The sequence below is a fragment of the Kitasatospora sp. NPDC059327 genome, assembly GCF_042752535.1.
Lineage (GTDB): Bacteria > Actinomycetota > Actinomycetes > Streptomycetales > Streptomycetaceae > Kitasatospora.
In genome coordinates this window covers 1-13,201 of sequence record NZ_JBHYYB010000164.1, presented here as the reverse complement: position 1 = coordinate 13,201, position 13,201 = coordinate 1, and the positions used below count along the sequence as shown (strand labels likewise).

The window sequence follows — 13,201 nt, the reverse complement described above, 5'->3', positions numbered from 1 at the left end:
TCAGTGCGGCAAACGCCCGCTCCGAGACTCGCCAGCTCCATACCAACACGGAGTGATCCGCACACGGCCTCTGCGGACACAAGACACACGTTCGCGCTCTACATGCTGATCGTGTTGAACCGGCTGATGGAGAGCCGGTTCGGGCTGACCGCGCGGGACCGGCGGGACTTCGCGCTGCTGTTCGGCGACCCGTGGTTCCTGGTGAAGACGCTGTTGGGGCACGCGGACGTGGAGACGACAAAGCGGCACTACCTCGCGCCGGTGTCGCACCTGCACCTCGAATCGATCCTGTCGGCAGCCGAGGACAGCGACGCCGACGGCACGGGGCGCGGGGTCGAGGACCTCGACGCGGTGTTCGCCAGGCTGGCGCGGGAGTCCGCGGGCATCCAGGACGTGGATGCCCTGGTGGACTCGCTGACGGGGGCGGGGCAGTGAGCGGTCGCGGGCGCCGGGCGGTCGCGCCGCCGCCCGACCACCGCAGCGAGCCGCAGCTCGCCCCGGACGGGCTGGTCGTCAGGGTGGTCAACAAGTCCGGGCACCCGATGGCGTTCGACTTCGCCGAGCTGCCGGTTGCGGCGCCGATGCAGGTCTCGCTGGCCGCCGTGTTCGCGGCCCAGTCCCGCCTCTGGTCCAGCCATGCCACCGCCAAGAGCTACTGGATCCAGGTGGTGGTGTTCGCCCGGTTCGTGTCCTCCCTGGATCCCTTGCCGCAGGACCTGGACGAGCTGACGGTGGCGTGCCTGAAGCGCTGGCGCGCGTGCCATGTCGGCACCACCAGCGGACGGAGGAGACTGCACGTGGTGCGGTTGCTGCTGCGTCGGGACCCGCGGCTGGGCTCCGGACCGGTGGCCGAGGAGCTGGCCCGCCGCGTCCCCGGGGCGGAGCGGAGCAAGCAGTCGTACGGGGAGGACGAACGGGCCCGGGTGCTCCTGGCCGCGCAACGGGACTTCCGGGCCGCATGGATGCGTGTCCGCGAGAACACCCTGCTGCTGGAACGCTGGCGGGCCGGGGAGCTCACCGCCCGGAGCCCTCAGGAACAGCTCGGCCGGATCCTGGACCACCTTGCCCGGATCGGCGATGTTCCGCGCACCGCGCTGCCGGGCGGCCAGCTCGCGGTGACGAACCGTCGTCCCCTCGGCGGCGGGGGCGTCGAGCAGACCTGGGGGCGGCTGTTCCCGACCCGCGGAGAGCTGACGGCGCTCGCGGTGCTGCTGACCGACCGCTTCGGGTGGAACCTGTCCGTCTACGACCGCATGCCCGCTCCCACGACCGCGCCGTCGGCCGGCGAGGGCGCGACGGTGACCTACCAGGTCCAGGTGGAGAAGCGCCGGGCCGGCGGCGGGCACTGGTTCTCGACGGAGAACGTCACGGACTCCGGCGCTGACTCGCCCGGGCGCCTGATCACCCAGGCGCTGGAGGCCACCGCGCACGCCCGCGCGCTGGCCGCCCGCCTGGCCCCGGGCACGGACCTGTTGATGACCGCCCGCACCCAGATGGTGGGGAACGTGGAACACGACCTGGACCGTCCCCGGCCCGTCGAACCCCTGCGGTTCGGGGTCTCACGGGACGACGGGAAGCGCTGGGCACGGCGTCACCAGGTGGGCGGGTCACCGTTCCAGCGGGCCCGGCGGACCACGGTGACCCGGGAGGGCCGGCCGCTCCAGCACACCCGGGGCACCCACGAGAGCGTCTACGTCCTTCCCGACCTGCGCGTCCAGGACGCCTCCCGGCAGGTTTTCGAGGACGGCGCGCTGGAGGCCCTCGGGCTGGCCCGCTCGGCCGTCTTCGGCGGCCACCTGGGCGAGGCCCCGGACCCGTCCCACCGGGAGACGGCCACCGCCGACTGCGAGGACGAATCCGCCAGCCCCTGGCCCGCCCCGGGCGGGGGATGCGCGGCGGACTTCCTGCTCTGCCTGGCCTGCCCCAACGCGCACGTCCACCCCGGCCACCACGGCCGCCTCGCCCACCTGCGCCGGCAGCTGGACAGCATGCGATCCGCACTGCCCGAGCGGATCTGGCAGGACCGGTGGCACGACCACCTGACGCGCCTGGACGACCTGCACGAAAGAATCGGCCCCGCCGCCTGGAACGCCGCCCTGGCCACGGTCGACGACTCCGACCGCACCGTCGTCGGCCTCCTCCTGAAAGGAGACCTGACCCCGTGAGCACCACCCTCGCGGCCGCGGACGACCCGTACGTCCTGCCGGCGCCCGCCCCGGACACCCCCGTGGTCCTTCCGCAATGGATCAACGCCGGAAACCACCACCCCGGCTCCCGATTCCGGGACGCGGTGTGGTCCCTGGCCCAGCTCGTCGACAGCCCCGGCACCAGCCTGCTCGCGGTCCACTGGCGGCGCTGCCCGCCGGTGCTGCGCGACCAGCTGAAGACGGTCGCCTGGACCATGATCAACGGACAGCTCCGCCCCACCCGCCTGCAGGGCCGCGGGGTCCGGGCCCGGGGCCGCTCCTCGGCCGCGGAGATGGCGGACACCTGCCGCGAGTGGATCCGGCTGGCCCGCTGGCTGCACGAACGGGGCATCGACGACCTGGCCGCGTGCACGCAGGACCACTGGGCCGCCTACACCGCCAGGCGGTGGGAGGACGGCGTGAGCCGCAACAGCGGGGAGAGGATCCCGGGCCGGCTGACGGCCCTGTGGGCGTTCGACCGGCTCACGGCCCGCCCCGCAGGGATCGCCGAACCGGCCTGGGAGGCGGAGGGCTCCGACGACCACCTTCCCGCCGGCAGCGGCGGAGGCGGCGGGGAGAACAGCACGGAGCCCCTGGACCCGCAGGTCATCGGCCCGCTGCTGGTCTGGGCGATCCGGATGGTCGAGGACTTCGCCGACGACATCCTGGCCGGCTGGTCCGAGAAGCGCCGCCTTGCGGACCTGGCCGCGACCACACCCTCGCCCCCCGCGGGCAGGGCCGCGCTGGAGGCATACCTTCTGCCGCTCGTGCGGGCCCAGGCCCCGCTGCCCGCCACACGAAGGGGTCCCGCGCCCACCGTCGCCCGCCTGTTCGTCGCCGCCACCACCGGAGCCAGTCCCCTGCAGGTGGACCGGTTCGTGCAGATCCACCGGCTCGGCGAGGCGGTGGCCGCCCGGCCGGGACCGTGTCCGCTGCGGGTGCCGGTGACCGGACGGATCGAGGGACGTCCCTGGCGCGAGCACCTGGACTTCGCCGAGGCCGGAGAACTGATGCGCCACCTGGGCACCGCCGCGATGATCATCTGTCTGTATCTGACGGGCATGCGCCCCCAGGAGAAAGGGGCGGAATTGCGTTTGATGCAACACTCGGCAGGGCGGGCAACACTCATAACCACAGGTGGGAGGGGGTGCCTTTGCGGTCACCGGGCGAGGGGCAACCGATCGGCCAGCGGCTCTTGCGCTCGACGCCTGCCATCCCAACAATGTTGCATCTAACGCAACGGAGGTCGGAGTGGCTAGAGCGGCTGATCTGGCTGGGGCGGCCCACCTGATGCTTGTGGACGGGGTCTCGTATCTGGACCCCGAGCCGGCGGTGTTCGAGGCGATGCTGGAGGGGTGGACCAAGCAGCAGAGGAGCCGCTTCCTGAACTGGGACTCGACCATCAAGCCGCGGCTGTCGCTGGTCCGTCGGTTCGCCGAGTTCACCAACCAGTACCCGTGGCAGTGGCAGCCGGCCGAGGTCGAGGCGTTCATCGACCACCTGCGGGCGAAGACGCCGACGTTCACGGTGTCGAGCGGCCGCGGCTACCAGAACCACCTACGGCTGTTCTGCGAGTACATCACGGACGCGCGCTACGGCTGGATGAACGTCTGCCAGGAGCGCTTCGGCCAGGTACCGGTGCAGATCCTGCACGAGTGGAACACCGTCACCCACGTCAGCGAGTACGAGGGCGACCCGAGTCGTCGCCCGCTGACCTATGACGAGATCCAGGCCCTGTTCGACGCCGCCGACGGACGGGTCGAGGAGATCCGGAAGCGCGGTCGCAAGGGCGCGTTGGCCGCGATGCGGGACTCCGCCCTGCTCAAGAGCTACTACGCCTACGGCATGCGTCGTCGGGAGAGCGTGCATCTCGACGTCGCCGACCTGCGGCGCAACCCGAAGGCACCGCAGTACGGCCGCCACGCGGCGATGTTCGTCCGGTACGGGAAGTCCTCGAAGGGCAGCCCGCCCAAGCGCCGCACCATCTTCACGGTCCCGGAGATGGACTGGATCGTCGACGTCATGGACCACTACCTGACCGAGGTTCGCCCCCGGTTCGGTGCCGGGAAGCATCCGGCGATCTGGGTCACCGAACGCAGTGGGCGCCTGTCCCGCCGGTCGGCGAACGAAGCCTTCGACGCCGCACGGAAGGCCGCTGACCTGCCGGAAGAGCTGAAATTGCACTGCCTGAGGCACTCGTACATCACGCATCTCGTCGAGTTCGACTACCCGGAGCGGTTCGTCCAGGACCAGGCCGGGCACGGCTACGCCAGCACCACGGCCATCTACACCGGCGTCTCGGACGAGTACCGCAACCGGCTCCTGCAGCGGAAGTTGACCCATCGCTACCCCGGCATCTGGGAGGACCCCAAGTGATCAAGAAGATGGGCTACCGCTGGAACCTGCGCAAGCTCATGGCCGACCGGGAGATGTTCCAGACCACCGACCTGGTGCCGCTGCTGGCCGAACGGGGTATCGCCCTCTCTCGCGAGCAGGTCTTCCGGCTGGTCACGCAGCCTCCGCAGCGGCTGTCGATGGATGTCCTGGCGGCCCTGTGCGACATCCTCGCCTGCCAGCCGAACGACTTGATCGAGGTACAGGTCGTCAACCAGGAGGTCCGCAAGACCGCCGGCGGTGAGACGCCCGGTCCGCTGCCGGCCGTGCGTCGGACCTCCATCCGGCGCCCGGAGGGCCTGTGACCGCGCCCTCGCCGACCGCGCCGTCGGTCGTGGCTCGCCTCGCCGCCCAGGCCGCGCGCCTCGAAGCCGCCACCTCCGCTGTCACCACCCGGCTCACCGCGGCCCTGCCCGGTATCGGCGCCGAGGAGGCCGCAGCCGCACTGGCGGTCGCGGTGCCGATCCCCGTCCGCGGGGCGGCCCGCTACCTTGAAGAGCTCGCCGAGCACCTGGCTGGCCATCCCGCGGCCCTGACCTCCGGGAGTTCTCTCTGCCCGCCGGTCCTGCTGCGACTGACCCAGGTGCTGCACGAGGGAGGCCATCCGGTGGTCCGCCCCGGCTGCGCGCACTGCGGCACGGTCCGGACCGACCTTCGCCAGCTCCGGCCCGAGGGACGGCTCTGCGCGACCTGTGACGCCAACAGTCGCCGCGCCACGTGCGCGCGCTGCCAGCGCGAGGGCATGCGGATCTCCGCCCGCCGGCCCGAGGGCGGCATCTGCACGGTCTGCTACCACAAGGACCCCGCTCGCCTGGAGGAGTGCGCCGGGTGCGGCGAGCACCAGAACCCGGTCGTCCGCCGAGAAGACGGCCGGGGCCTGTGCGTCAGGTGTTGGAAGCGCCCCACTCACACCTGCGTGACCTGCGGCAAGACCGCGGTCGCGGCACTGGTCGACGCCGACGGCGCCGTCTGCCACCTCTGCTACAACCGCCACCGTCGCCCACGACGGCCCTGCGGCCGGTGCGGACAGCTCAAGCGCATCGCACGCAACGCGCACGACGGTGAGCCCGACCTGTGTGACGGCTGCTACCGCGGCCCCGAGGTGACCTGCTCCGCCTGCGGTCGCATCCGCCCCTGCAGCAGCAAGCTCCAAGGCCAGCCCGTCTGCGGCAACTGCTACCGGCGCAACCGACAGGGTGAGCCATGCGCCCGCTGCGGCCGGACCAAGCCGGTCAACACGCGATGGCCGATCGGGCCGGTCTGCATGACCTGCTACAACACCGTCCTCCGGTCGCCGGCCGAGTGCTCACGCTGCGGCACGGTCCAGCCGCTCATCGCGCGGGACGCCGACGGCACCGGCGTCTGCGGACCCTGCGTCGGCTTCGCCGCCGACTACACCTGCCGCCAGTGCGGCCGGGCCGGCAACCCCCACAGCCGGGGCCGGTGCGCGTTCTGCGTTCTCGCCGAGCGGGTCAACCTCCTGCTCGCCGGGGCCGACGGCGTGGTCCCCGAGCAGTTGCAGCCGCTCGCGACGGCGCTGGCTGCCGCTCCGGCGCCCTTCCAGGCGATCCAGTGGATCCGCGAGAGCCCGAACAGCAAGCTCCTCGCCCGCCTCGTCACCGAGGACCGTCCGCTCAGCCACGAGCTGCTCGACGAGCTACCGCCCAGCCGGAACCAGCGCTACATCCGCCAACTCCTGGTGCACAACGGCGTCTTGGGCGCCCGCAACGAGGACATCGAACGGATCCCCGGTTGGCTGGAGCACGAACTGGCCGACAAGCCGGCGGCCCACGCGAACCTCGCCCGCCCGTTCCTGCAATGGTTCCTGCTCCGACGCGCACGCCAACGCGCCGCCGTCCGCCGTTACCCGGCCTCCGCCGACCGCGATCTTCGACGGCGCGTCAGCGTGGCCCTGGAACTGCTGGCCTGGCTCGACCAGCAGCAACTTGCACTCGCAGACCTCACCCAGGAGCACGTCGACGGTTGGATCACTGGCGGCCCGAGCCAACGGCGCTACTTGATCCGCTACTTCCTGAGCTGGACGGCGAGCCGCCGGCTCAGCCGCAAGCTCGTCGTCCCCTCGATCCCGCAGCAGGAGCCGCAGGCCCTGCTCGACGAGGACGACCGCTGGAGCCTCCTCCAGCGCTGTCTCACCGACGACGCCCTGCCCCTGGACGTCCGATCAGCCGGCGCGATCACCCTGCTCTTCGGTCCGTCCACAGAACGGCTCTGCCATCTGACGCCCGACCACCTGCAGCGCGGCAGTAAGCACACCCACCTGATGCTCGGCCGGCACCCCGTGCTGCTGCCCCCGCGACTGGCCGGTCTGCTGCACCAGCTGGCGGAAGAGCCCCTGCCCGGCTCACGGTCCCTGTTCGCCCAGGCCACCCCGGGCCCCCGGCTACTGTTCCCCGGCCTGGTCCCAGGGAAGCCCATCTCGACCCACGCCATGACGCAGAAGCTCAACCGCCACGGAATCTCGGTCCGCGCGACCCGCAACTCCGCCCTCGCCGCGCTCGCCGCCGACCTCCCCAGCCCCATCCTCGCCGACCTGACCGGCATGCACCGCCACACCGCGATCCGCTGGGTCACCTACGCCCGACGCGACTGGGCCGAGTACCTCGCAGCACGCGCCGAGGACCAACAGGAAGGCAGACGATGACCGACCCGACCGGACGCAACGACGGGCGCACAGCCCAAGAAGTGCTCGACTACCTGGTCACGCACCTGAACGGCGCCCTGCGCCGCCCGGGAATGTACGGCGGTGAGACCGCGATCAGGCTCTACCTCGACGCGGTGGCGTTCGCGGAGGCCTCCGAGCAGGAGTGGCAGCAGGAACTGAAGGACCTGCAAACCCGCCGAGGATCCTCCTCCACCGGCGTGCGCGGAGCCTTTCAAGATCTCTGGGGTGATGCACACGAGGGCGCCGTGGCCTCGGTCTACGCCGAGATCGCACACCGCCAGGGATGGCTGCAACTCGACCGGACCCTCACCTCGGCCGAGCACTACGAGATCCGTCGCGTCAGCGAGACCTGGTGCCGAGAGGACCGTCTCCTCAGCGATGTCGTCACGGCCTTTGGTCCGCCCTCGGTCCTCTTCGGGGGGAACAACCCCAACTACCCCAAGACGCTGGCCTGCGCGACCGACCAACGCGACGACACCCTGCTCTGCTTCCACCTCTGGAACAGCTTCGCCCCTGAGCCAAGCTCATCGTCGGCTTCCGTCCACGCCGAACCTGTCCTCTGGGCCTTCCGGGACGGCGGCACCTTGTTCACGGACGGCTTCACCTTCACGCCGGAGGGAACCGCCCGACGCGACCGGGCCGGCTGCCTCGCGGCTCGCGTTGACTAAGGGCTGTCCCGCTACTGCGGACGGGCCGGGCGCGAGGGAACGTCGGTGGGACCTGAGAGACTCTGGTCCGTGCTGATCAAGGGATACGACTTCGGGCCGTTGGTCGAGGGTGAGTGGCTGCTTGAACGCGCCGGGTTCTGGTCCAATCACCTTCTGGCCATGTGCCGGCCCGTCTCGGGTGAGGTCCGGCCGGCACCCGAGTGGTTCGGTGACGATGGCGCAGACACCGACGCCCTGGCTGAGGTTCTTCTGGACGACCAGGCCTGGCCGGCGTTCCGCATCCCGTTTGAAGGCGGTCACAGCACCGTCGTCGTGTACCGGAACCTCGTTGGTGACTTCGGGGTCGACTACCTGCTGACCCGAGCAGGCTGGCCTCGGGCAGAGGAGCTGGCCAGCTTTGACGGCGACTGGTACGGGCCGGGCTTGTCCTGGCGCGACATCATGCACATCGCCGAGACGCCCGACCTGACCGCCGTCGGCGTGCATGACACTGCGGCCCGACTCCTGCTCCTGCTGCCGTTGCTCGCCGACGACGAGTTGCCGCCGGGGGCGCCAGCACGCGTGAACGCCGCGCTCACGGCGATCGGAGCACCCGACGACTGTGCCCAGGACACGGCTGACCGTCTCCTTGGGAGCAGACGGCCTGGAGCGGGGTGCCGTAGCGGTGCCGACTCCCCGCTGAGCGGTGGCAGCCACCGGCACGCCGAGCCGGACTCGGACGACCCAACGGTGTTGTGGGCGACGGGGCTATCCAGGATGGCTCCGACGCCGTAATCACACCAGCCACTCCAAGATCACGACATTGGCGCTATCGGGCCCGCGGGCCGGTCCACGGTCAGGACACGGAGGTCACCGCTCCAGCTCTCGCAGCGGACGCTTCCCGATGGGAAGTCCAGCTCAAGCGCCACGCGCCCTGTTGCGGGCTCCCACTCCTGCCGGACGCCGAGCAGAACTTCGCCGAGGTGGGGCGCCAGCGGTGTCTCGTCACGTACGGGCAGGACGTCGATCCTGCCCCAGTCGCCCATGTCGACGCCGTCATCGGGCCGGGAGGAACCGACCATGAGGCACCAGTCGGTGCCGCTGGCGATGTTGGTGGACCTGTCTCGATCGTCCATCAGCCACATCTCGACTGGCGCATCGCCGCGGCGCCCGTCGTATGTGTGCCAGGACGCCAGTACCTCGACGAGCCGACTGCCGACCAAAGACGAGGGGTCGATGCCGGGTCCGTGCAGCGGGCAGGCGGGGTTCAAGAGCTCCACCAAGGGACCGTACCGCGACCGCCAGCGCCACCTCACCTGCTTAAACGGGACAGCCCTTCGCGAGGGAATAGTGCATGGTCGGAATAACCCCCTCCCGCCAGTAGTCCTCGCCCTGCACACGGGCTGCTGCCCCGACCCCGCGCCCGGCACCGGCGGCCCGGACAGCCACCACCACCTGATCCGCGGCCACAAGTTCAAGAACGCCACCGGCCCGGACGGCAACCACCTCTCCGGCGGCGCGGAACGCGACACCCCCTGGGTCGCGATCGCCCCGGTCGTCCGCGCCGTCCGAGTCCTGGAGCGCATGGTCCCCCACCACGCGCTGCTCTTCGACCGCCGTGCCCACGACCCGCTCGCCGGGCCAGCCGAGACCGGCAGCAGCATCAGGGCCAGCGCGATCGGACTACGCATCCGCGACTTCACCGCCTGGGCCAACACCGAGCAGATCCGCCACCACCCTGGCGGAGCCCTCATCCCGCCCGACCCCCACGGCCCGGTCACCAGCGTCCGGCTCCGCCGAACCCTCGCCTGGCACATCGCCCGCCGCCCCGGCGGCCTGGTCGCCCTCGCCATCCAGTACGGACACCTGCGCACCCTCGTCTCCGCGGGCTATGCCTCCCGCAGCCGTGGCGGCCTCCACGATCTGCTCGACATCGAGACCGCCCGAGCCGTCGCCGGCACTGCCGCCCGGCTGCACGACGACCTCACGAGCGGTAGGGGCATCTCCGGGCCGGCGGCTCGCCACGCCGTCACCGCTGCCGCGTGCGCCCCGCGTCTCGAAGGCGCTCTGCTGACCCCCGCCGCCGCCCGTCGCCTGCTGGCCCTGCCGCAGACCGTCCTCTACGACAACCCCCACGCCTTGGTGCTCTGCCACTACAAGCCCGCCCAGGCCCTGTGCCACCGCGACCAGCCCGCGCAGGCCCCGCGGCTCGACCACTGCCGTCCTGCTTGCGCCAACATCGCCCGCACCGACCACCACGCCGCCGAACTGCGCCGACGCGCCGAACTCCTCGACCGCCAGGCCGACCACGTGCCCGGCCCGGTCGCCGAGCGGCTGCAAGCCACCGCAGCGCGCCTTCGTACCGAAGCCGACCATCACGACCGCACCCGAACCACCCGCGAGGCCCAGCCGTGACACCCTCACCCGACGAACGCACACGCATCCGCGCCGCCATGGACCGCATCCTCGCCGGCAAGCCCGAGCGGTCGAACGGGGCGCTGACGATCGTCGCGCTCGCCCAGGAGGCCGGGGTGCCGCGCAACGCACTGACCCAGCGCCACCTCGACCTGAAGAACGACTTCTACGCCAAGGTCCGCGAACGCGGCCGGGTACCCGACAGTGAGGTCCGCCTGCGCAAGCAGATCGTCAAGCTCAAGGAACTCCGGGCCAAGGACGCCGCCGAGGTTGAACAGCTCAAGGCGGACGTCCAGGGGCTGGTCAGAGCGGTCAACCAGCTCTCGCTGGACAACCACCGGTTGCTGGAGGCCCTCGCCCAACCTCCGGCCCGCGTCCGTGCGCTGCCCGTCGCTCCCGGCCAACGGCCGGTCAGCTGAGAAGCCGATGCTCCCGACCGCGAGCCAACGGCCCGTCCCGATCGCCGGGGGATTCTGCCAGACCCGCTCGCCCTGTTTCCCCACGACGTGTGGTTGGCCTGAGGGTGCGCCAGAGCCCGGGAGCCATCCGCTGGTCACCTGTCGGCAGTGGCCAATCGGGGAGGGTTCGAAGCCGCCCGGAGTCGATCTTGATGAGGCGATGGCGGAGTTCGTCCGACTGCCGTTTTCGATCTCGGCGTTCGCCAGCGCCGGGGCGGGCGGACTGACTAGCTTGATCATCAAGCGACAGGTTCGGGAGGGGATCAGCAACGTGACGAGTTCCGCGACGTACTACTTCTACGGGGTCGACTACTACACAGGGGGGTGCGCGCTGTCGGTGATCGACCCGATGGTCGGCCGCCTGGTCGGTGTCCGGTCACTGTCGGGCGGCAAGCCCGGAAGGCTGGTCGCGCATCCCGACGGCAGCCGCCTCTACATACCGGCCGGCGTCAGCAAGGACACCTTCGAAGTCCTCGTGATCGACACGAAGTCCTTGGACGTCACAACCAGGATCGAACTGCCGGGCAGCGTGTCGGAGTGGGGCGCCACCTTGGCCATCAGCCCCGACGGCAGCCGCCTGTACGCCGGCACGCCGACCGGCGCGGCAATCGAGATCGACACGGCCACGAACACGGTCCTGCGCACCATCGAGGACGCCACGGACGACATCGGGCACCTGGCGGTCAGCGCGGACGGACTGCGCCTGTACGGCGGGCTGACCCGGGGCCGCACGGTCGCGGCAGTGCGGCCGACCGTCCTGGCCGAGGGCAAGGCGGGCGAGGCGGTGGGCTTCGGCAGGGAGTCCGATTACGCGGGCGGGGGCGTCAGCGGCGTCGAGATCATGCCCGGCCCGGACACCACCCGCCTGCTGGTCTTCCAGTACTACGAGGGCATCATTGCCCTCGACCCGGTGACCCTCGCCGTCAAGGCCCGCTACCAGTACACGGCCGGGGGCGACACCACCCACGTCGTCCTGTCCCCCGACGGCCGCCACCTCTACCTCGGGATCGTCGGGGAGGAAGGCAGGATCCTCGACGCCGTCACCCTCACCGAAACGGGGACCTTCCCCGCCGAGAGCGGGCACGGGATGTGCATGGGCACCGACGGCACGCTCTTCGTCGCCGCAAACTACGACCAAGAGGGCCAGCAGGGTGTGCTGCTCCGGCCCGGAACGGACCCGAAGGATCGTCGGCAGTTCGACCTGCCCGACCGCCTGAGCGTCGTGGTCCAGGCGGCACCGACCGCGTGGCGCCCGTAGCGCGGTCCTGAACCACCCACGCCGAGCGGGGCGGGCGGATACCCCCGCTCGTCCGGGTCCGAGTGCTTCATGCCCGGCCAGGGCCTCAACACCACCGCGGGGCGGCCCTCAGGACTCACCCCTGATCCCGCGCGCCGGCCTGGACCGACCCGTCCAGGCCGGCGCAGCCCTCGCGCCTCAGCAATGCCGGAGGCTCCGCTTGACGGGTCGGGCCGCACGCTCAACGGGCGGGCGGCCCCGCGACCGTCTCTTGCTGACCCTCCCCACTCGCCTCAAGGATCAACGAACTGGGAACCGCGACCAGGAGCGGGGAATTCCGAAGGTTCTCATCAACGGGCGCTACGGACGGCAAGCTCAAACCGAACGGGCGGAATCTCTACATGCTGGACTTGACAGACATCCCATGAGCTGGAGTGTCAAACCGCGAACGCGTGGGCCCGGTGTCCTGATCCTGAGCATGGCCCCGGGATGGGCGGCGAACTATCGATCGCGGTCGGTCTCACTCATTGTCAGGAGCGATAGCCCCAGTCACACAGAGAGGCTCCCCGGCGGCCAGGCCGAGTCGTTCCGCCCAGGACAGCGCCTCGTCACGGGATGCCTCCGCCTCGGCAAGACGAGCGGCGGCCAGGGTGGGCGGGAGCCCGCCGTGATCCAGCAGGGCGGCCCACTGGCGCCCGTTGAGGGCCAGGTAGCGCAGGTCGGGGAACTCGGCAAGCGCGGTCAGGTCCCGGACGTTGGCCCTGGAGAGATCCAGACCGCGCAGGTTCGGGACGGTGAGCAGTGGGGTGATGTCGATCGGATTAGTGGTGGCAAGGTCGAGGGAGGCCAGGTGTCGGTGGCCTTCGAGTGGCGCGAGGTCGCCGCCGTGCAGGGTGACTCCCAGGGATTCGACAGGCAGGGCCCGCATGGGGGCCAGGTCAGCGATAGGGCGGCGTTTGAGTTCGAGGCGCCGCAAGTGGTGAGCGGCGGTGAGCGGAGTGAGGTCCATGGGCCCGGTGGGGGCATTGAACTGGATCAGAACGGCCTGGATGCCGGGTGGGACGTCGTGGGGGATTCCGTCAGTTCTGTGACTGAGTGCTTCACTTGGCGGCTTGAGCGTTGGCTGGGCAGGGTATCGCCAGAGTTGGGCCTATGGGCCTGGTTTGGGTGATTTCGCCCGC

Annotated in this window: 13 protein-coding genes; 11 read left to right on the top strand and 2 right to left on the bottom strand. The window is 70.8% G+C overall.

The window, feature by feature from the left end:
* Positions 1 to 102 precede the first annotated feature (102 nt).
* The 8 genes from ACFXHB_RS42545 to ACFXHB_RS42510 all read left to right on the top strand — a co-directional run bounded on the left by ACFXHB_RS42545 (position 103) and on the right by ACFXHB_RS42510 (position 8,705).
* Positions 103 to 435 carry a hypothetical protein gene (locus ACFXHB_RS42545; protein ID WP_380582220.1) on the top strand — a complete coding sequence of 111 codons (333 nt, stop codon included), beginning with the start codon at positions 103 to 105 and terminating at the stop codon, positions 433 to 435.
* Positions 432 to 2,165, top strand: coding sequence for a hypothetical protein (locus ACFXHB_RS42540; RefSeq protein ID WP_380582218.1), 1,734 nt, complete (start codon positions 432 to 434; stop codon positions 2,163 to 2,165). Before ACFXHB_RS42545 ends, ACFXHB_RS42540 begins: the two co-directional genes overlap by 4 nt.
* A complete protein-coding gene (locus ACFXHB_RS42535) occupies positions 2,162 to 3,421 on the top strand; it encodes a hypothetical protein (RefSeq protein ID WP_380582216.1) in 1,260 nt (419 codons plus the stop codon). Before ACFXHB_RS42540 ends, ACFXHB_RS42535 begins: the two co-directional genes overlap by 4 nt.
* A 16-nt stretch (positions 3,422 to 3,437) precedes the next feature.
* Positions 3,438 to 4,562, top strand: a complete 1,125-nt coding sequence (locus ACFXHB_RS42530; protein ID WP_380582214.1) for a tyrosine-type recombinase/integrase — start codon at positions 3,438 to 3,440, stop codon at positions 4,560 to 4,562.
* The gene (locus ACFXHB_RS42525; protein ID WP_380582212.1) at positions 4,559 to 4,885 is read left to right on the top strand and encodes a helix-turn-helix domain-containing protein; all 327 of its coding nucleotides are present in this window, start codon (positions 4,559 to 4,561) and stop codon (positions 4,883 to 4,885) included. Before ACFXHB_RS42530 ends, ACFXHB_RS42525 begins: the two co-directional genes overlap by 4 nt.
* Positions 4,882 to 7,242 (top strand): XRE family transcriptional regulator, encoded by a 2,361-nt coding sequence (locus ACFXHB_RS42520; protein ID WP_380582210.1) that lies wholly within the window; start codon positions 4,882 to 4,884, stop codon positions 7,240 to 7,242. The genes ACFXHB_RS42525 and ACFXHB_RS42520 overlap by 4 nt, the downstream gene beginning before the upstream one ends.
* On the top strand, positions 7,239 to 7,931 hold the full coding sequence (locus tag ACFXHB_RS42515) for a hypothetical protein (RefSeq protein WP_380582208.1): 693 nt from the start codon (positions 7,239 to 7,241) through the stop codon (positions 7,929 to 7,931). Before ACFXHB_RS42520 ends, ACFXHB_RS42515 begins: the two co-directional genes overlap by 4 nt.
* Positions 7,932 to 8,000: 69 nt before the next feature.
* A complete protein-coding gene (locus ACFXHB_RS42510; protein ID WP_380582206.1) occupies positions 8,001 to 8,705 on the top strand; it encodes a hypothetical protein in 705 nt (234 codons plus the stop codon).
* Positions 8,706 to 8,725: 20 nt separating this feature from the next.
* Here the strand turns inward: ACFXHB_RS42510 and ACFXHB_RS42505 are convergent, their stop codons facing one another.
* Positions 8,726 to 9,190, bottom strand: a complete 465-nt coding sequence (locus tag ACFXHB_RS42505) for a hypothetical protein (protein WP_380582204.1) — start codon at positions 9,188 to 9,190, stop codon at positions 8,726 to 8,728.
* A 70-nt stretch (positions 9,191 to 9,260) separates the two neighbouring features.
* Here ACFXHB_RS42505 and ACFXHB_RS42500 point away from each other — a divergent pair, with 70 nt between their 5' ends.
* The 3 genes from ACFXHB_RS42500 to ACFXHB_RS42490 all read left to right on the top strand — a co-directional run bounded on the left by ACFXHB_RS42500 (position 9,261) and on the right by ACFXHB_RS42490 (position 12,041).
* Positions 9,261 to 10,325 (top strand): hypothetical protein, encoded by a 1,065-nt coding sequence (locus ACFXHB_RS42500; RefSeq protein ID WP_380582202.1) that lies wholly within the window; start codon positions 9,261 to 9,263, stop codon positions 10,323 to 10,325.
* Between the two features lie 38 nt (positions 10,326 to 10,363).
* Positions 10,364 to 10,744, top strand: a complete 381-nt coding sequence (locus ACFXHB_RS42495; protein WP_380582200.1) for a hypothetical protein — start codon at positions 10,364 to 10,366, stop codon at positions 10,742 to 10,744.
* A 199-nt stretch (positions 10,745 to 10,943) separates the two neighbouring features.
* Complete coding sequence (locus ACFXHB_RS42490) at positions 10,944 to 12,041, top strand: YncE family protein (protein ID WP_380582198.1); 1,098 nt, start codon at positions 10,944 to 10,946, stop codon at positions 12,039 to 12,041.
* Between the two features lie 499 nt (positions 12,042 to 12,540).
* On the opposite strand, the gene ACFXHB_RS42485 is transcribed toward ACFXHB_RS42490, so the two are convergent.
* Positions 12,541 to 12,948: a hypothetical protein gene (locus ACFXHB_RS42485; RefSeq protein ID WP_380582196.1), complete on the bottom strand. Its 408-nt coding sequence runs from the start codon at positions 12,946 to 12,948 to the stop codon at positions 12,541 to 12,543.
* Positions 12,949 to 13,201: the final 253 nt, after the last annotated feature.

Excerpts from the sequence above, each read along its gene's own strand:
- ACFXHB_RS42545 (WP_380582220.1), top strand. The coding sequence starts at position 103 with ATGCTGATCGTGTTGAACCGGCTGATGGAGAGCCGGTTCGGGCTGACC.
- ACFXHB_RS42515 (WP_380582208.1), top strand. The coding sequence starts at position 7,239 with ATGACCGACCCGACCGGACGCAACGACGGGCGCACAGCCCAAGAAGTG.
- ACFXHB_RS42495 (WP_380582200.1), top strand. The coding sequence starts at position 10,364 with ATGGACCGCATCCTCGCCGGCAAGCCCGAGCGGTCGAACGGGGCGCTG.
- ACFXHB_RS42490 (WP_380582198.1), top strand. The coding sequence starts at position 10,944 with ATGGCGGAGTTCGTCCGACTGCCGTTTTCGATCTCGGCGTTCGCCAGC.
- ACFXHB_RS42485 (WP_380582196.1), bottom strand. The coding sequence starts at position 12,948 with ATGCGGGCCCTGCCTGTCGAATCCCTGGGAGTCACCCTGCACGGCGGC.